Raw genomic sequence first — 16874 nt, forward strand, 5'->3', positions numbered from 1 at the left:
CATAGACGTCCATCTCGCGACGAGGATGACGTCAGCCGCTCGCGATCCTCGCTGCCGGCAGGAACGGCCAAACCTTGTTCCGCTGGTCTGGATGGTCTGGATAAACGAATTGCGCGTTCTTATGGAGGAACAGGTTCGGTAGAGCCACCGCGTTGTCGGCACCTGCTCTCTTGCCCCCACCCAACCGGCGTGGCAGCGACGGTCCGCTCTCACGTCGCGTCGGCGATCCACCGACGCAGACGTTCCTGTCAGGTCTTCCACGGCCCGCAGTGTTCCGGCGGGTCAGGCCACGGCGCACCGGTTCGCAGCTAACCCTGGGCAATTGCCCTGGTTTGGGCGCGGAGATGGCGCCGAACTCAAGTGACCTGACCCTGCCTCCATGGGACATGGAAGGCGGTGATTCTGGGGTAGCCTTGTCGGACGGCTGAGGTGATCCTTGGCATCTCCGTTGAGCCTGCCCCGATTTCGCCCAGCAGAAATGCAGGAGGTGTCTCATGGCCCACCAACTTCCCGAGAGTCAGAAGAATGAGCATGTCAACGAAATCAGGAAATTCTTGACATGGGTGGCCAGCGATGGCCTTGGTCGCATGGCAATGATCCTTCGCATGGCTCTTCCGTCCGTGCATACCGATGCCCAAGGGTTGGCAGAAGTGCGGGAATATCTGAACGTCGTCCGGAAGGAAGGATTGACCCCGGACGTGGGCGTGCCAGTGGTTGAACTGCTGATTCAGGCGGGGAATCATCTGAAGGAGTACGGCGCTCCGGTGCCATCTTATGAAGCGGTCTCGCATTTGTCGGCGGGCAGGCTTGGTCATGGTGGGGAATCGTTGCTTTAGCTGCACGATGCCGCTGTCGACACGCAGGTGCACCAGCCCTTGACCCGCGAGCCAAGCAGCGACGACCCCTCATGCATGCGCGTTCCGGGCTTCGGATACGACCAAGGGCTGCCGGTGCTGGCAGCTCCATGTAACGGTGAACAGGTGGTGCAGCCGTTGCGGCCGGCGTTCGAGCTGGGAGCCTGGGGACGACGACGAGCCGCTGAGGATGGCCCCGGCAAGCTTCCGGACGGACGTCCGAGTTCCGAGCACTTCGTCTACCGCTACTGGACAGAGAACGTCGCCTGGTTCGAGCTGGTCCCGCACAAGCGAGATCTGCTGGACCTCAGCCCTGTCGTTCGTCGGTACGTCGACCACCTCAGGGTGCCCGCAGCCCCACCGCTTGATTGTTGGCCGGCGTCGCTTCCCGCAGAGCGCTGCGGTGATCACGGGCAGGGCCACCGCTGGTAGCGGGCCCTCGGTAGGTGCCCGGGGGTGAACGCGCCAGACGCGGTCAACACACCCACGCCGCCACGGCGGCCGGCACAGCGAATTTGCACCACCGTGCCGCCGCACCCCTCGGCCTCCGCCATATCGCGTGAAATCTACTGAGGATGATGTGGCGTCGATCTCGTAGCATTGATGGCGGACGTTCGGTCGAGGAGCGGGAGTGGTGGCATGAAGTTCGACATGGGGGCACAGACGCTCGGCAGTCTGACCAAGCAGACACAGGGGTCATCCGATGATCTCGGCTCTCTGATCAAGCAGTTGATCGCCGCAGCCGAGCCGTTGCAGGGGAACTTCAACGGCGCGGGGCGGGTGGCGTTCGATTCGTTCAAGGCCAATGCCGATTCGATCACCGCCGAACTGAACTCCTCCCTGGGCGCGATTCTGGGTGGTCAGGGTGGGATGGACTCCGCGTTCGGTCAGGGTGACACCGAGATGTCGGACAACGCCAGGTCGTCCGAGGGCTCCGCGAACTTCGACGCCGCCAGGTTCTCCAGCAGCCGCTGACACGGGGAGTGACAGTCATGACAGACCGACGTAGTTTCGACACCGGCACGTCGCAGCAGGTGCAGGGTGACCTCGCCGGCATCATCGCCCGACTCGAGGCGGTGATCTCGCAGCGCAGCTCCGACGTCGCGGCGGCGATGGCCGACTTCCAGGCCGACGGTGTGTCCGAGGAGTACCGGACCGTCGAGGAACGGTGGAACCGGGCAGCGGGCGAGGTCCGCACGATCATCGACCTGGTCAAGACCACCATGACGAAGAACGACGAGACGGCGAACACCACGCTGTCCCGGGCCCGCTCTGCGGTGCAGTCGATCGGCTGAGTCGCTATCCGACGAGTTGTTGACGAGGGAGCACGAGCGTGAGCGCGTGGGATATCTCCCCCGGTGGAGTGCGCGACGTCCTGACTCGTACACATGCCGCGGCCATGCCTTTCGAGGGGCAGATGACGAGCTTGAACTCGGGGCTGGAGGGTTCTGCCGCCGAGTCCAGTTCGGAGATCGTGGGCCAGGCGCTTCAGGGCTTCGTCGAGTCGATTCGGACGGATCTCGAGTTCGTGTTCACTCGCACGGGGGCGTGCATGCAGGCAGCGGCGCAGGCGACGAACGCCTACGTCGAAGGTGACCTGGAAATGGCGGCGAACGCGCAGCGTAGCGCGGCGGCGGCACCCGACCCGTCGGCCACGATGCCGGGGCCGGGTCGTGGGGCGGTGCCCCGATGATTAACCCGGGGGAGATCCCGCAGATCCCCGGCAACATGGACGCGCTGGCCACCCACGCCCAGACGGTCAAGACGGCCGGCGTCGACTTCGCCAACACCGGCCAGGCGGTCGACAGCACCTGGCAGGGACTGGCAGCGGTGTACGAGGCGCCGGAGGCGACGCAGCTCTTCGCCGCCACCGGCCCGGTGCGTACGGTGTCAGCCTCGGTGGGCGAGGACATCCAGGCCGTCGGGGCTGCGCTGGCCACGTATGCCACCGAGGTCAGGGAGATCAAGGCTCAACTCGCCGCGCTGAAGAGCCAGGCGGAGGAGTTCGTCGGCTCGGTCAAGGACGACGAGGACTGGCGCGAGGATCAGGGCAAGGTCGACAAGCACAACGGCCTGATCACCGCCGTGAACACGCAGGTGGCCGCGTTCTTCGAGGCGCAGCGCAAGTGCGCCAACACCATCAACGCACTGTACGGCGGCCGCCAGTATCGGGCCGACAACGCCGACGGCCAGGCCGAGGACGGCGAGTACGGCTTCACCGCCGACACGCTCAACGCCGCCGCCGGCGAGGACGGCGCCCTGCCCTGGGGCAGCAACGAGGAGCACGACCGTGGCTTCCTCGGTGACGTGGGGGCGTACTTCGTCGGCATCGGCGAAAGCTTCGTCACCATGCTCGAAGACCTGGGCGGCCTGATCGGCCGGGACCCCACCACGGGCGAGTGGAGTTGGGGTACCGCCGGCCAGTCGTGGCTGGGGCTCGGCAAGTTCGTGTGGGCGGTCTCGATCTACGTCAACCCGGTGACGATCGTGATCGACCAGACGGTCGGCATGCCGTTCATGGAGCAGCGCGAGGCGGGAAATCTCCTGCTCAACGCGGGCAAGAGCATCATCGCGTACGACACCTGGGGCGAGGACAAGTCGAAGGCGGCCGGAATGGCCACCTTCAACATCGTCTCGGCGGTCATCGGCACCAAGGGTGCCGGTTCCGGGCTGCGCGGTGCGGGCGCGGCGGTCAACACCATCCGAGGCAGCGCCACCGCCGCTCGGATCAGCGCCGCGCTGGTCCGTACCGGAAACTGGCTCGACAAGCTACCCACCGTCGGTGAGGTCGCGATCAACTTCGCCAAGAAGTTCGACATCAAGATTCCGCAGCTCGGGTTGGTTCCGGCGATCGCCGGCGATGTTCCGATCGGGCGTGGCTTCGACGTCGAGATGCCCAACGTCCGCGGTGGCGACGCGATGCACATGGACGGTGGCAACGGCCCGGGTGGTCCACACGGCGGCAATGAGTCCGGCGGAAATCCCTCGGGTACGCACCGCCCGGGCGATGGGGATCTGCCAGGCGACAATCCTCCAGGCACCGATCCCCCCGGTCAGCATCCGCCGGGCAATGACCCGCCGGGGAACGATCCGCCGGGCAATGACCCGCCGGGGAACGATCCGCCGGGCAATGACCCGCCGGGCAATGACCCGCCGGGGAACGATCCGCCGGGCAATGACCCGCCGCGCGACGGTGCCGGGCAGGACGTGTTTGACTCGCTCGACCCGGCGACGCAGCAGCGTCTCGTCGACGACGTGATCGGGGACTCGAACAAGGACTTCCCCATGTCCCGTGAGAACGCGGAGGCGGTGCTGCGCGGAGGTCCGCCGGGTACCACCCCGCGCGTCGCTGGCGAGGGTGTCCAGGGTGGGGACGTTCAGTTCGTGGATGCGGACGGCAATACGGTGCTCGGCCGCGAGAACAAGTCGATCGCCGGGGGGTACAACTCCTTCAACAAGGAGGTCAAGCACGCGGCTCTGCAACAACTCGACGGTTCGGGTGAGGTCTGGGTGCAGGTCCGGCCGGGCACCGATGTGGAGACGTGGATCCGCAAGTTCCAGGGCAGCCGTACGCCGGAACGCCTGGCCGAGTACGCCGACGTCGAAGTCATTTTCCGGGACCCCGCTGGCAACGTGCTGGGTGAGTACAATTTGGGCACCAAACTGCCGCCCCGGTCGTAGCCGACCGACGACCGTCTCGCGCGCCACACGGAGAGGAATGACGTGAGCATCTCGAGCTATCTGGTGTGTCCGTCCCGCAAGGTGATAATCGGGCTCGGTAAGCGGCTCAGAGACGAGAGTGGCGCGGTCACCGGGTTCTCCATCGGTAGCCATCTGACCTCGGAGGACCCGCAGCTAACGCAGGTCATCTGGAAGTTCCTCGCCGAGACCGCCGGTGCCCAACTGGTCGTCAAGTTCAGTGATGACCCGGAGTTCGAGGAGATCGCGGGTTACCGCGAGATCGGTGGGGATGAGTACGACGATGTGACGTTCGAGGACTATCTGAGCGGAGAAGCGTAGGGTCGGCAACGCGTCGCCCAACACAACTGGATCCCTGGGCGGTACCGGGTGACCCCCGAGTTGGTCTTTTCCTCCGTCTCCGCCAGTTGCCCTCGCGTCTGACAGAGACGAGGACCCTTCCTTGGCCTGTCACCCTCAGTTGGCATTGCGTGACTTCCTCAGGCCCTGCGGAGCTGACATCTGTGAGCGATTCTTTGGTACCGCCCGAACTGATGGCCAGCCTGCCTCCCTCGTGGCAGGTGGCGGATCCAGGTCCAGGTGACCTCACGATCAGGGATCTGCCGCCCGATCCTGAGCAGCGGGCGCTGGCGCTCACGGCGCTGGAAGCGTGTCTGGCTTTCCAGGTGAACTCGGCCGCTCGTTATGGTGAGGACCCGACCTGGGGGCTGCCTGAGGCGTTCTTGAACGACGACTGGTTCCTGCTGCAGGCGAGGATCAAGCGGCGGCTGCCGACCCTTGCTGACGTGACGCGTACGAACGTGCGTGACTGGCTGCAGGAGGGCGACGTGGCGGAGATCCTCGAGGCCACGTGGACCGAGCCCCCGGACGAGCTCATCGAGGCGGTCGGGCAGATGTGGGCGACTTTCATCATCAATGGTCTGACCGTGGATCTGCTCCGTTGGTTCGGGTGGGTCGCACGGGATCATTTGGATGTCGTGGAGCGCGCCAGGGCGCTCGACCTTTTCAAGGCGGCCACGCGGCGCCTGCCGTGGCGTCACACGATCCACACCATTCCGGCGATTCTGAGTCTCGGCGGGTCGGATGAGCGTGACTATTTCGACCAGTTGGCGAATGATCCGGATCTGCACGAGAAGACGCGTGCCGAGGCGGCAAGTAAGCGGTGGCTCATCGACAGTAAGCGCGCACGAACCTAGATCCATCGTTGCTGTCTGGAGGACGGCCTCTCCACCGAGTTCTACCCGAGCGGCGAACGCAGGACCGAGGGCAGCGCCCGATATGGCACGGCTGTCGGCGTCCACCAGGAGTGGCATCGTAACGGCAACCTCGCCGCCCGCCTTGAGTTCGACGACCAGGGCAAAATGCTCAGCCGCCATCGTTGGGCTGGGGATGGGGCCCAAATCGAAAGCTTCGTCGGGGATAGTTGAGCGAGACAGGTTTTGGTGCCCTACGGAGTTGATTAGTGACCGCGCCCTGGGTTGCCCCCGAAATGCTGGCCACAGTGCCAGTTCCGTGGCGGCTGGCGGATCCCGTCGAGCGTGGAAAGGTGACGCGCGAGCTGCCGCCCAGCCCACCACAGCCGGTCGAAGCCCTACGGGCGTTGGAGACGTGCCTCGCGTACCTGGTGGACGTCCGGGACCGTTACGGCGACGAGACCGACTGGGGACTTCCGAAGGCGTTTTTCGACGACTACTGGTTCATCCTGTACGCACGGCTCAAGCAGTCGATGCCGACCCTCGCCGACGTCACGCCCGAGCGGGTTCGCGAGTGGGCCGAGGCCTACCTTGACCCGGAGGACGTCTTCGGCGTCACGTGGACGACGCCACCCGACGAGGTGATCGACAGCATCGGTCGATCGTGGGTCTTCTTCATCCTGCAGGGGGCGGCGGAGAGTCTGATCCGCTGGCTCCGCCGGGTGGGGCCCGATCACTTGGACGATGCGGAACGAGCCCGGCTGGTCGACCTGCTCAAGGAGGCCACGCCTCGCCTGCAGTGGCGCCTGACGATCATCACCATCCCGGCGATTCTCGAACTGAGCGGCCCGGACGAGAAGGGCTACTTCGACCGCTTGGTCAACGATCCGGGCCTCCACGAGAAGACCCGTGCCGAGGCGGAGAGCGTGAGCTCGTTCATCGACCGCCAACACGAGCCGATCTAGCAAGGGGCGTTCGGGCCGAAGCGGCAGCTTGCGCTCGACGGGGTGCTGCATCGATAAATGATCGTCCCAGCTTCACCGCAGCGAGGAGGATCGTGAGTGTTTCGAGCTATCTGGTGTGTCCGTCGCGCCAGTTGATGATCGGCCTTGGTAAGCGGCTGAGAGAGCAGAATGGGACGGTCATCGGATTCTCCATCGGCAACCACTTGACCTCCGCAGATCCGCAGCTCACGAAGGCGCTCTGGAAGTTCCTCGCCGACACCGCCGGCTCCGAGCTGGTCGTCAGGTTCAGCGACGACGAGGACTTCGAGGAGATCGCGGGCTACCGCGAGGTCGGCGGGGACGAATACGGCGACATCACGATCGAGGACTACGTGCGCGGAGGTGTCTAGGGCCGGCACTGCCTAGCGAAGCAGACCGGATTGGCGGATGACGCACTGATGCCGAACTACGTGGAGATCTATTTCGGGTCCACCGAGGACCGTGAGCGGGTGGCTGTTTCCCTCGAAACGTCGGACAAGCCCTACGCCGATTACCTGGGCAGGACGGAGGATCTCGCGCTCGACTTCAAAGCGGGTCACGACCTGGAGGACGACGCGGGGATCCCTTTCGAGGACATGCCGTACGCGTTGACGGTCCGGGATTTCCAGCGAGGTGAGGTGGACGAGCCGGCCGCGAGAGAGATGTTCGCGAAGTTGCACAGGCTGGGCTTTCGCCCCCTGTACCTGGTCAGGGGCCTTCAGGAGATTCTCGAATCGATCGACTGAACCGACTTGCAGCGGGCGTCGGCGATACTGTCGACGTGGAGTACGTGTCCAGGGTGCCGCGACCGCCGCTGGACGCACTGATCGACGACCTCTACTACCTGGAGGGTTCGTCGCCGTACGCCCGACTGATGCTGCCGCCGATGCCGGCGGCGCTGCTCATCGTCAACCTCGGGGCACCCTTTCGCATCCGTGCCGGCGTCGAGATCGAGACGGCCGAGTACGTCGACGGCTGCGTCGTCACCACTCCCACCCGCGCCGTGGAGTTCGGCTACCCAGTGTGGACGCGGTCTGTCGGTGTGCACGTCAAGCCCTGGGGGCTGGCACCGTTCCTGCCGATGCCCGCAGTCGAGCTGTGTGACCGGCCGGTGACGTTGGAGCAGGTGTGGGGCCGGCCCGCCACTGCCGAACTGCGTGACCGGCTGTCTTCGGCGGACGGACCGCACCAGATGCTGACGCTGCTCGAGGAGGAACTCGTGCGACGGCTGTGCGAGACCACCGGTCTGGGGCTGGTTCGCCATGCGAGCAGCGTCATCGCTGCGACCAGCGGGGCAGTGGCCATCGACGACCTGCGGGCCTCGGCCGGCGTGAGCAGCACGCACCTGGCGCAACGGTTCAAGGATCTCGTCGGCGTCACGCCGAAGCGGCTGGCCCGCAGCTACCGCTTCGCCGCCACCGTGCTGTCGATCGACCCCGCCGAACCGGTCGACTGGGCCTTGCTCGCCAGCGGCGCAGGCTACTTCGACCAGGCACATTTCGGCCACGAGTTCCGGGCGTTCACCGGGCTCACACCGACCCGGTACGTCGAGGTCCGGCGACGGTTCCTGCGTGAGCATCCCGGTCACGTGCTGGACGGCTGGCCGCTCCCGGTCGATTGATTTCTTACAAGAGCACCAGCTCACGACACGCTAATTTGAGGCATCCCAGAGCAGAGGAGAGCCCGTGGGCACGGTGGTCATGTACAGCTCGGTGTCGGTGGACGGCTTCGTCGCGGACGACAACGACCAGCCCGGACCGCTCTTCGACTGGTTGTCCAGCGGTGACGTCCCGCTGGACGACAGCGGCATGGTGAGGGTCTCGCAGACGTCGTACGACTACATCCGGCCGTACTGGGACCAGATCGGGGTGACGGTCGTCGGCCGCCACGTCTTCGACATGACGGACGGCTGGGACGGCAAGCCTCCGAGCGGGATCGACCACGTGGTCGTCGTGACGCACCGGCCGGCGCCCGAGGGCTGGGATCCGGCATCGCCGTTTGACTTCGTGGACGGCGTCCAGGCGGCCGTGGCCAGGGCGCAGGAGCTTGCGGGTGACCGCGTGGTCGAGGTCGCCGCTGGCGACGTCGGTGGCCAGGTGCTTGCCGCGGGTCTGGTCGACGAGGTGCGCATGGACGTCGTACCCGTCGTGCTCGGCTCCGGGAAGCGCTACTTCGGGTCGGTGAACGCGCAGCACCTGTTGGAGGATCCCGACGTCGTTATCCAGGGCAACCGGGTGCTGCACCTGCGCTACCGGGTGCGCCGCTGACCGGTCTAGGAGGCTCCCGTACCCAGGTCCAGCCCGTAGCGACGCAGTACCGCGCCGAGTGTCTCGTACGGAGCACCCGGACCGCCGTCCAGTCGATACCACCACGCGCGTCGGGCGCCCCGCCCGAAGGGGCGACCGACGACCACCTCGTGCTCGGACTCGACGGGGTTCTCGTGGTGGCCGACGAGGATGCCCCACGGCAGCGCCGGCATGCTCGGCGTGCTCGACCGCAGCCCGCCGGAGCGGCCCGGATGAACGGTCACGATCATGCTGCGGGCGGTACCGGCCAGCTTCTCGGCGAGCCCTTCGAGCGTCGCCGCGTCGACGACCGACAGGGGCGGGCCGGCCAGCCGGAGCTGCTCGCGGACGCCGACGTCCACGCGTTCGACCGTCAGGACCCCGAGCGTCGCCGATCCGCGTTCGCCGCCGACGATGGTCAGGCTGGTGGGCGCCGGCGCACGCGTTCGACAGAACGCGGTGAGTTCGTGGCGTGACCACGGCTCGGTGACCGGCTCCGCGACGCCCCATCCGGTCGGCTCCGCGCCGGTGAGGGCGCGTACGGCGGCTTCGGTGCTGGCGCCCAGTCGCAGAGCCTCGGTGGCGGGATGCACGGTAACGATCTGTATCTCCAGGCCGCCCGTCCACGGCGTGTCGGTGGGCAGGGAGCCAGCGGTCCGCGCGCCGTCGAAGCTGGCGAAGCGGTGACCGTCCCAGCGCAGCGGCAACCCGGTGAGCCCGTCGCGGTACTCCGCTCCGGTCCGCACGATCCACTGTCCCCGCGCCTGGGCGAGCATCGTCTCGAACGGGTACGTGATGACGCCGTCGGCCGGCGTGACGACCTGGAGCAGCAGACCGTCGCGTACCGCGTCGACGGCGGCCTGCGCGAGCCACGGCGCCAGGCCGACCACCGCGCGGTCCTGGTGCAGGACGACCGCCCGGTCGGTGATCGTGTCGGTCGTGCCGTTCATCGGCTCTCCCATGTCAGCCCTCCCGTGATCTCGACCAGCGCGGCGGTGAAGCGACGGGCCACGTCCGCGGCCCGCGGGTCCGCGTCCGGCGTCCGGCTCTCCACCCACCACACCGGCTCGGGTACGTCGTCGGCGGGTGCCAGGCCCAGCAGCCGCTGCGCCTCGCCGGGTACGCGGACCAGGCGCGCGGCCTCGACGCTCAGCAGTAGCCGCCCGTCGACGGGGTCGAACAGCTGCACCAGCCCGGCCGCCTCGACGGTGTCCATCTTCAGCTCGGAGCCGGCCGCGAGGAGGGCGCCGAGCATCGCGGCCGCGTCGGGCTCGGCGCGGCACAACGCCACCGTGTCGAACGTCATCAGTGCTCCTTCGTCTCACCGCTGAACGCGGTCTGCACCATGCGGGGACCGTCGCCGGGGCGGATCAGTTGCGCGCGGCCGGTCGGCAGGACCATGGGCCGCACGCCCGAGAACAGTTGGCCCTCCGTCCGGTCGCCGGACATGAGCAGGCTGAGGCAGCCGGCCTCCCGCACGGCCAGCGGGAACGGCTCGAACAGGCCGCGTGAGGCACCGGCCACCCGGCGGGCCATTACGACGTGCAGCCCGGTGTCGCGGCCGGCCGCCACGTGCGGCACCAGTGCGCCGAGCGGCTGTGTGGCCGACGCGGCCAGGATGTCGTAGTCGTCGATGAGGAGCACGATCCGGGTACGTGCCGCGTCGGGCGACTGCCGTTTCGTCAGCTCGTCGGTGACGGCCCTGGACAGTTGCTGGGCGAGGGCAGGATTCGTGGCGTACCCACCGCAGTAGGCGTCGGGTACCACGTCGGCGAGAGCGCGGCGCGGGTCGAACACGGCGAAGACCAGTTCCTCGGAGTCGTACTGGCTCATCAGCTCCTCGGCGACCAGCCGCAGCAGGTTCGTCTTCCCCGTCCGGGGGTCCCCGAGCACGAGGAGGTGCTGGTCGCGGCCGAAGAGGTCGAGGACTGCGGGGGAGAAGTCGTGCTCGTAGCGGCCGAAGGGAACCACCCCGTGACCGGAGGGGGTGCCGGCCAGGTCGGCCACGGGAAGCACGGCGGGCAGGACCCGCACCGGCGGCGGCAGCGGACCCGTCCAGGCCGCCCGTACCGAGCGGGCCGCCGCGACCAGACCGGCGACCGCGGGGTCGGTGACCCCGTCCAGGCGCGGTAGCGCCACCTGCGCGAACAGCTTCTCGCTGGTCAGCGCCCGGCCGGGCTGGTCCGGTGGTACGGCTCGGGCCTGCCTGCCGTCGATGCTCGACTCGGCGGGCTCGGTGAGTCGCAGCTCGACGCGGTTGGCGAAGGCGACCTGCTGGGCGGCGCGGACCTCGTTCCATCGCCGGGCCGTGCCGATGACGTGGATGCCGTAGCGACCGCCCCTGGCGAGCAGGCCGTGCACCTTGGCTTCGAGACCTTCGAACTCGGCGTTGAGCTGCCCGTACCCGTCGATCAGCAACACCACGTCGACGCAGCCGACCTCGGTACGCACGTCTTCGTCGGCGTTGCGCAGGTCGTCGACCGTGTCGAACTGGTGCCGGCTGAAGATGCGTTGCCGCCCGGTGAGCATCGCGTGGACCTCGTCGACGACACGGCGGACGCGCTCACGGTCCTCGCGGCCGGCGACGCCGCCGACGTGGGGCAGCTCCGCGAGCCCTGACAGGCCGTTTCCCAGCAGGTCGATGCCGTAGATCCCGACGTCGGTGGGACGGTAGCTGGTGGCGAGGCCGAGCGCGAGGGTACGCAGCGCCGTCGTCTTGCCGCTGCCGGGCCCGCCCAGGACGAGCAGGTTGCCGCCGCTCGCGGCGAGGTTCAACACCCAGGGGCCCTGCCACTGGCGGGCCGGGTCGTCGAGTCGACCCAGCGGAACGGGCAGACCACCGCCGGGGAGCGGGCCGATGCCCAGACGTACGCCATCCGGCGTGGTTTCCACCCCGCCGCCCACCTCGTCGAGGGTGAGCAGGGACGGCAGGGGTGGCAGCCAGATCGCCGGGACGCGCTGGCCGCCCGCCGCGAGCTGCCCGACCACCGTGGACAGCAGGGTCGGTCCGGTGGTGCGGCGGGTCGCCGTCGGCTCGTCGGGCACGCTCGGGTCGGCGTCGGTGCGCGCGGTGCCGAACACCGGCATCGGCTTCGCCAAAGGCCCGACGATCGGGGCGAGTTCGGCATCCGCGCCGTCGTCGAGCGGGCCGGACACGTAGGCGGCCTTGAACTGCTGGTAGATCGACACGTCGACCTTCAGGTAGCCGTTCCCGGGCAGCGGCGGCAGATGGAACGCGTCGACCTTGTCGAGGACGGTGCGCGACTCGATCTCGGTGAGCGTACGCAGGGCGATCCGGTAGGCGAGGTAGTTCTCCAGCCCGCGCATCTTGCCCTGCTCGACGCGCTGGCTGGACAGCAGCAGGTGCACGCCGATGGACCGGCCGATCCGACCGATCCGCAGGAACAGGTCGATGAACTCCGCCTTGGCGGCGAGCAGCTCACCGAACTCGTCGATGAGCACGAGGAGGTGGGGCAGTGGGGGCAGGTGGGCGTGCTCACCCTGGGCGCGGAGCAGGTGGTACTCGGTGATGTCGGTGAGCTTGCCGGCGTCGGCGAGTACCTGCTGACGGCGCTGCACCTCGCCGTCCAGGCTCGTGTACATCCGCTCCACCAGCGCCGCGTCGGCGGCCAGGTTGGTGATCAGTCCGGCCAGGTGCGGCAACTCACCGAACGGCGCGAAGGTGGCCCCGCCCTTGTAGTCCACCAGGACCATCGCCATCCGCTCGGGCGGGTGACTCGCCGCCAGGGCGAGCACGAGCGTGCGCAGCAGTTCGCTCTTGCCCGAACCGGTCGCTCCGACGCACAGCCCATGCGGCCCCATGCCGAGCTGCGCGGGCTCCTTCAGGTCGAGCAGCACCGGACGGCCCACGGGGTCGACCCCGATCGGGACCCGCAGGAAGTCCCGCTCCCCGCGCGACCGCCAGAGGCTGGCCAGATCCAGGTCGGTGGGGTCGGACAGACCCAACAGCTCCCGGAAGTCGGCCGGTGGGGTGCCGGTGCCGTCGTCGTAGGAGTCGGCGGACAGCCGCAGGGGCGCGACGCTGCGGGCCAGGCCCTCCACGAGCGGGCCCGGCGCCTCGTCGAGGGTGCCCCGTACGGTCATCAGCGGGGACGCGGTGAGATCTTCCAGGGTGACCGAGTCGCCGTCGATGGTGATCCGGCGGGAGACGTCGCCGGGCTCGTGCAGCCGGTCGGCGAGCAGGTGCACCACGGTGACGCCGAGACTGGCCAGACCGACCGTCGGGTCGGGGCTGGCCAGTACGCGGGCCAGTTCGCCGTGCGCGTCGTCGATGACCAGCAGACGCTTGCGGGCCTTCGCCTCGGAGCGCCCGACACCGTGGCGCAACGACTTGAGCGCGCCGGTGGCCCGCTCCTCAAGGTCGTCGCGGAGCAGTTCGACGAGCGCCTGTGCCGTGGTGACCAGCAGCGGGGTCGGGCCCGATGGTCCGATCGAGGTCCGGTCGAGCAGGTGTGGCAGCCACCGTGCCCACCGCCAGTCCCGGGCCCGCTCCTGGGTGGTGATGATCGCCAGCGCCACGTCGTCCGGCGCGTGGAACGTCGCGACCTGCACGAGGATCGCCCTGGCGACGGCGACCGCCTCCGCGTGGTTCGGCGCGATCACGCTGACGTCCCCGGCGCAGTCGAGGTTCGCCCGCAGCGGCAGCCCCGGTGTCAGGGCGAAGCGGCGGATCAGGGAGCGCGCCTCGTGACGCATGAACGGATCGAGCGGATTGGTGGGCGTGCTCTGTTCGCGTAGCTCGATGGGCCGTACGGGCAGCGCGCCCACACCCAGTCGTACGTGCAGGAAGTCGAAGTCGGCGCGTCGGCGCTCCCACAGCCGGGCGGGGCTGCGGATCACGTCGAGCAGCCGGTTCACCGGCGGGTCGAGGAGGTTCGCCTCCTCGCGCAGGCGTTGCTCGGTCTCGCGCAGCTGGTCGCGCAGTTCCTCCAGATAGTCCTGGTAACGCTCGCGCTGCGCGCGGCGCTGTCGGCCGGCCTTGCCCAGCTGGGTGAGGTACATCGCCCCGGCGGCGCCCAACGCCGCCACCATGACCACCGCGCCGAGGGCCGCGAATCCGGAGCCGCGCAGAAACATCATCATGCTCATGGCCACCCCGGCGCCGGCCATCGGCAGCAGCGCCTGAAGCCCCATCGCGGATCTGCCGTCGGGCAGTTGCGGTGGCGGGTCCAGCACGAGTGGGTCCATCGCGGCCATCGGGCGGGCCATCCGGGCGGGGCGGTGCACCATACGCGTCGACATGAGGTCCTCCGGTCACGTCTGCCGGGCGCGGGCCAGGGCCAACGCGGCGGCGCGGGTCACCTCCACGAGCGTCGCCTCGCCGATCCGCGACGGCGTGATGAGCGCACCGGCGGCCAGGTGACGGTCGTAGGGCAGCGCCACCACCGGTACGCCGGTCTGCCCGATCAGCTCACGTGCCGCGCTCTGGTTCAGCGTCGAGCGGCCGTGCGGGGTGCCCGCGCTCAGCACGACGACCACCCGCTCCAGCCAGGCCCCGTACCCGTCGTCGACGATCCGGCGCAGCGCCTGGTAGGTGCCCCGGACACCGTCGGGTGTGGCTGCCGCGACGAGCACCACGGCGTGCGCGTCGGCCATCACCCCGGCCGGAGTGCGGGCCTCCAGGCCGGGTGGGCAGTCGGTGACGGTGACGGCGAAGAGGCGCGACAGCGCGCGGGTGACCGCGGTGCACAGGTTCGGGTTGGTGGTGCCGCCCGGCAGCACCCAGAGGCCCGTGCCGGTGCGGGGAAGGAGTGGTCCGAGTTCGCGGAGGTCGCCACCTCGTGCCGCGAGCAGGCCGGGCGCCAGTCGGTGCAGCGACGGGTCGCTCGGCACGCCGAGCCGCCAGGTCAGTGAGCCTTCGTACGGGTCGGCGTCCGCGGCGAGCACCGGATCGGCGCGACGGGCCGCGAACACCGACGCCAGCAGCGCGGAGACGACGGACTTCCCGGCGCCACCCTGCACGGAGGCCACCGCGATGCGTCGACCGGTGTGTACGGGCGCCTGCACCTCGGCGGCGAGGTCGGCGAGTTCCCGGGTCTGCCGGCCGCTGGCGAACATCCGGCTGGCGCTGCGCCAGGTACGCCGTAGCGGGGAGTCGCCGGAGGGGGGTCGGCGCGCGATCGGCACGTCGTCCGGCTCCGCCACCGGGGGACCGGCCGGCGGCGCGGTGCGCGGCACCGGTGGAGCGCTCATGCCACCGCCTCCGTCAGAAGGTGTCGAGTAGTCGTGAGTAGAGCCCGAACACCCCTACGGCGACGGGCACCAGCGCCATCACGGTCAGGGCCTCGACGCGGTCGGCGATCTGCCGGCCCCGCGCCAGGATGTGTGGCGGCGGCCGGTACGCCAGGATCGCCAGGGCCACCGCGCAGACACCGAGGGCCGCCACGGCGGTTGCCCACCACGTGTCGGGTCGCTGGCGTATCCAGCACAGCAACAGTCCTCCCACGACGGTCAGCGTGCCGGCCACCAGCGCCACCACCTCGGCCGCCAGCGGGAAGGCGCGCATCCGCAGCAGCAGGGCGGCGGCCACCAGGGCTGCGAGCACCAGTCGCCACGGACCTGGCCTCGCCGCGAGGACGAGCCCGGCGAGTGCCGCCGAGGTCGCCGCCGCGATCGCCGCGACCGCCAGTCCCCGGTGCGCGGAGTCGACGGCGGCCTGTACGGATACGCGGCTCACCGGCTCGTCGTTGCTGCGTCGGTCGTCGAGACGGGTGAGGCCCGACGTGATCATCGCGAACCGGGGTAGCAGTCCCAGTACGCCGACCGACGCGATCGCCAGCACCGCCGCGGTCCGCTCGTCGGGGACGCCGAACAGCAGCGGAATGCTCCAGCCCGCGACTAGGACGAGTGTCGTCCCGCCGCCGAGGATGCCGGCGCGACCGTTGCCCGTCGCCGCGCCCAAAGCCAGGACGGTGCAGCCGATCACCAGGGCCCACAGCGCCAGGTGTCCGGCGCGGGTGTCGGTCCAGGCGGGAACGGCGGTCGTCACCATCGCGGCGCCGCTGAGCAGCACCGCTACCCCGACGGCCCGTCTGCCCGCGATCGCGACGAGGAGGCCGGACAGGGCGATCACGCCGCCGACGACGCTGACCACGGCGGGACCGAGTCGTGGGCCGGAGAGCAGCGCCGCCGTGGCGGCGGCCACCAGGCAGGCGGTGGTGGCGGTCCACGTCCGCGGGACGTCGCCCCACCGGCCGCGTCGGCGCGTGAGATCGTCGCCGACCTCGTCGGAGACGTCGTGGACGATCGCCGCCGGCGGTGCCTCCGAGATCGGGTCGACCCGTAGCAGGGCGCCGTCGGGAACGGCGGCCTGCCGCAGGCTGCCGCCGGGATCGAGCACCGTGCCGTCGAGGGTGCTGATCTGGTAGCCCCGCGAATCGTCCGTCGGCGGGTGGCCCACGAGAGCGACGACCTCGGGCAGCAGCAGGCCGAGTGGCTCGTCGGCGGGCAACACGAGGTCGATGCGGCGGTGTGGTCCGGCCAGGGTCACCCGACTGAGGTGACCGGCGGACGCGAGGGCCTGCGGGCCGGTCATCGCGGGCCCGTCGGCGCAACCGGTGCCGGATTACGTGCCCGCTGCTGCTCGGCGACGACGTTCTGCAGGAAGGACCAGCCCACACAGACGGCGCACGCCACCGCCGCGAGTACCAGGCCCAGGCGTAGCCACCGGAACCCGTCACCGGTGGCGCGGACGCGACGCTGCCGGCCCCAGAGCAGCAGCTCACGCATGCGGGCGCGGCGAACCGCGACCGACTCGATGAGCTGAGTGTCGAATTCCCGGGCCACGGCTCGAGTCTATCCACCGGCGCTAATGTGATCGAGACAAGCGATCACGCGTTG

Annotated in this window: 18 protein-coding genes; 12 read left to right on the forward strand and 6 right to left on the reverse strand. The window is 69.2% G+C overall.

The window, feature by feature from the left end:
- Nucleotides 1-494 precede the first annotated feature (494 nt).
- From ACTFTM_RS03175 to ACTFTM_RS03230, 12 genes are all read left to right on the forward strand, one after another.
- A complete protein-coding gene (locus ACTFTM_RS03175; RefSeq protein WP_449564364.1) occupies nucleotides 495-836 on the forward strand; it encodes a hypothetical protein in 342 nt (113 codons plus the stop codon).
- A 657-nt stretch (nucleotides 837-1493) separates the two neighbouring features.
- Nucleotides 1494-1829, forward strand: coding sequence for a hypothetical protein (locus tag ACTFTM_RS03180; protein WP_449564365.1), 336 nt, complete (start codon nucleotides 1494-1496; stop codon nucleotides 1827-1829).
- A 17-nt stretch (nucleotides 1830-1846) separates the two neighbouring features.
- A complete protein-coding gene (locus tag ACTFTM_RS03185) occupies nucleotides 1847-2149 on the forward strand; it encodes a pore-forming ESAT-6 family protein (protein ID WP_449564366.1) in 303 nt (100 codons plus the stop codon).
- A 38-nt stretch (nucleotides 2150-2187) separates the two neighbouring features.
- Nucleotides 2188-2547, forward strand: coding sequence for a DUF6507 family protein (locus ACTFTM_RS03190; protein WP_449564367.1), 360 nt, complete (start codon nucleotides 2188-2190; stop codon nucleotides 2545-2547).
- A complete protein-coding gene (locus ACTFTM_RS03195) occupies nucleotides 2544-4535 on the forward strand; it encodes a hypothetical protein (protein WP_449564368.1) in 1992 nt (663 codons plus the stop codon). Before ACTFTM_RS03190 ends, ACTFTM_RS03195 begins: the two co-directional genes overlap by 4 nt.
- A gap of 42 nt (nucleotides 4536-4577) precedes the next feature.
- On the forward strand, nucleotides 4578-4874 hold the full coding sequence (locus ACTFTM_RS03200; RefSeq protein WP_449564369.1) for a hypothetical protein: 297 nt from the start codon (nucleotides 4578-4580) through the stop codon (nucleotides 4872-4874).
- Nucleotides 4875-5056: 182 nt separating this feature from the next.
- On the forward strand, nucleotides 5057-5749 hold the full coding sequence (locus ACTFTM_RS03205; protein WP_449564370.1) for a hypothetical protein: 693 nt from the start codon (nucleotides 5057-5059) through the stop codon (nucleotides 5747-5749).
- 266 nt (nucleotides 5750-6015) lie between these two features.
- A complete protein-coding gene (locus ACTFTM_RS03210) occupies nucleotides 6016-6711 on the forward strand; it encodes a hypothetical protein (protein ID WP_449564371.1) in 696 nt (231 codons plus the stop codon).
- A 92-nt stretch (nucleotides 6712-6803) separates the two neighbouring features.
- Nucleotides 6804-7100: a hypothetical protein gene (locus ACTFTM_RS03215; RefSeq protein ID WP_449564372.1), complete on the forward strand. Its 297-nt coding sequence runs from the start codon at nucleotides 6804-6806 to the stop codon at nucleotides 7098-7100.
- 48 nt (nucleotides 7101-7148) lie between these two features.
- The gene (locus ACTFTM_RS03220) at nucleotides 7149-7475 is read left to right on the forward strand and encodes a hypothetical protein (RefSeq protein WP_449564373.1); all 327 of its coding nucleotides are present in this window, start codon (nucleotides 7149-7151) and stop codon (nucleotides 7473-7475) included.
- Between the two features lie 35 nt (nucleotides 7476-7510).
- Complete coding sequence (locus tag ACTFTM_RS03225; protein ID WP_449564374.1) at nucleotides 7511-8350, forward strand: helix-turn-helix domain-containing protein; 840 nt, start codon at nucleotides 7511-7513, stop codon at nucleotides 8348-8350.
- A 64-nt stretch (nucleotides 8351-8414) separates the two neighbouring features.
- Nucleotides 8415-8996, forward strand: a complete 582-nt coding sequence (locus ACTFTM_RS03230; RefSeq protein ID WP_449564375.1) for a dihydrofolate reductase family protein — start codon at nucleotides 8415-8417, stop codon at nucleotides 8994-8996.
- 5 nt (nucleotides 8997-9001) lie between these two features.
- Here ACTFTM_RS03230 and ACTFTM_RS03235 read toward each other — a convergent pair whose 3' ends face one another.
- The 6 genes from ACTFTM_RS03235 to ACTFTM_RS03260 are packed head-to-tail and all read right to left on the reverse strand — an operon-like array spanning nucleotide 9002 to nucleotide 16820.
- On the reverse strand, nucleotides 9002-9964 hold the full coding sequence (locus ACTFTM_RS03235) for a DUF6177 family protein (protein WP_449564376.1): 963 nt from the start codon (nucleotides 9962-9964) through the stop codon (nucleotides 9002-9004).
- Entirely contained in the window at nucleotides 9961-10320 is a 360-nt protein-coding gene (locus ACTFTM_RS03240) for a hypothetical protein (RefSeq protein WP_449564377.1), read from the reverse strand. Before ACTFTM_RS03240 ends, ACTFTM_RS03235 begins: the two co-directional genes overlap by 4 nt.
- Complete coding sequence (eccCa, locus tag ACTFTM_RS03245) at nucleotides 10320-14276, reverse strand: type VII secretion protein EccCa (protein ID WP_449564378.1); 3957 nt, start codon at nucleotides 14274-14276, stop codon at nucleotides 10320-10322. The genes ACTFTM_RS03240 and eccCa overlap by 1 nt, the downstream gene beginning before the upstream one ends.
- A gap of 12 nt (nucleotides 14277-14288) precedes the next feature.
- Nucleotides 14289-15227, reverse strand: a complete 939-nt coding sequence (locus tag ACTFTM_RS03250; RefSeq protein WP_449564379.1) for a MinD/ParA family ATP-binding protein — start codon at nucleotides 15225-15227, stop codon at nucleotides 14289-14291.
- Nucleotides 15228-15240: 13 nt separating this feature from the next.
- Nucleotides 15241-16569 carry a type VII secretion integral membrane protein EccD gene (gene eccD, locus ACTFTM_RS03255; RefSeq protein ID WP_449564380.1) on the reverse strand — a complete coding sequence of 443 codons (1329 nt, stop codon included), beginning with the start codon at nucleotides 16567-16569 and terminating at the stop codon, nucleotides 15241-15243.
- The gene (locus ACTFTM_RS03260) at nucleotides 16566-16820 is read right to left on the reverse strand and encodes a hypothetical protein (RefSeq protein WP_449564381.1); all 255 of its coding nucleotides are present in this window, start codon (nucleotides 16818-16820) and stop codon (nucleotides 16566-16568) included. The genes eccD and ACTFTM_RS03260 overlap by 4 nt, the downstream gene beginning before the upstream one ends.
- Nucleotides 16821-16874 lie beyond the last annotated feature (54 nt).

This window comes from Micromonospora sp. RB23, from assembly GCF_053585025.1.

Excerpts from the sequence above, each read along its gene's own strand:
- ACTFTM_RS03250 (WP_449564379.1), bottom strand. The coding sequence starts at position 15,227 with ATGAGCGCTCCACCGGTGCCGCGCACCGCGCCGCCGGCCGGTCCCCCG.
- ACTFTM_RS03195 (WP_449564368.1), top strand. The coding sequence starts at position 2,544 with ATGATTAACCCGGGGGAGATCCCGCAGATCCCCGGCAACATGGACGCG.
- ACTFTM_RS03240 (WP_449564377.1), bottom strand. The coding sequence starts at position 10,320 with ATGACGTTCGACACGGTGGCGTTGTGCCGCGCCGAGCCCGACGCGGCC.
- ACTFTM_RS03180 (WP_449564365.1), top strand. The coding sequence starts at position 1,494 with ATGAAGTTCGACATGGGGGCACAGACGCTCGGCAGTCTGACCAAGCAG.
- ACTFTM_RS03175 (WP_449564364.1), top strand. The coding sequence starts at position 495 with ATGGCCCACCAACTTCCCGAGAGTCAGAAGAATGAGCATGTCAACGAA.
- ACTFTM_RS03220 (WP_449564373.1), top strand. The coding sequence starts at position 7,149 with ATGCCGAACTACGTGGAGATCTATTTCGGGTCCACCGAGGACCGTGAG.
- ACTFTM_RS03235 (WP_449564376.1), bottom strand. The coding sequence starts at position 9,964 with ATGAACGGCACGACCGACACGATCACCGACCGGGCGGTCGTCCTGCAC.
- ACTFTM_RS03185 (WP_449564366.1), top strand. The coding sequence starts at position 1,847 with ATGACAGACCGACGTAGTTTCGACACCGGCACGTCGCAGCAGGTGCAG.
- eccCa (WP_449564378.1), bottom strand. The coding sequence starts at position 14,276 with ATGTCGACGCGTATGGTGCACCGCCCCGCCCGGATGGCCCGCCCGATG.
- eccD (WP_449564380.1), bottom strand. The coding sequence starts at position 16,569 with ATGACCGGCCCGCAGGCCCTCGCGTCCGCCGGTCACCTCAGTCGGGTG.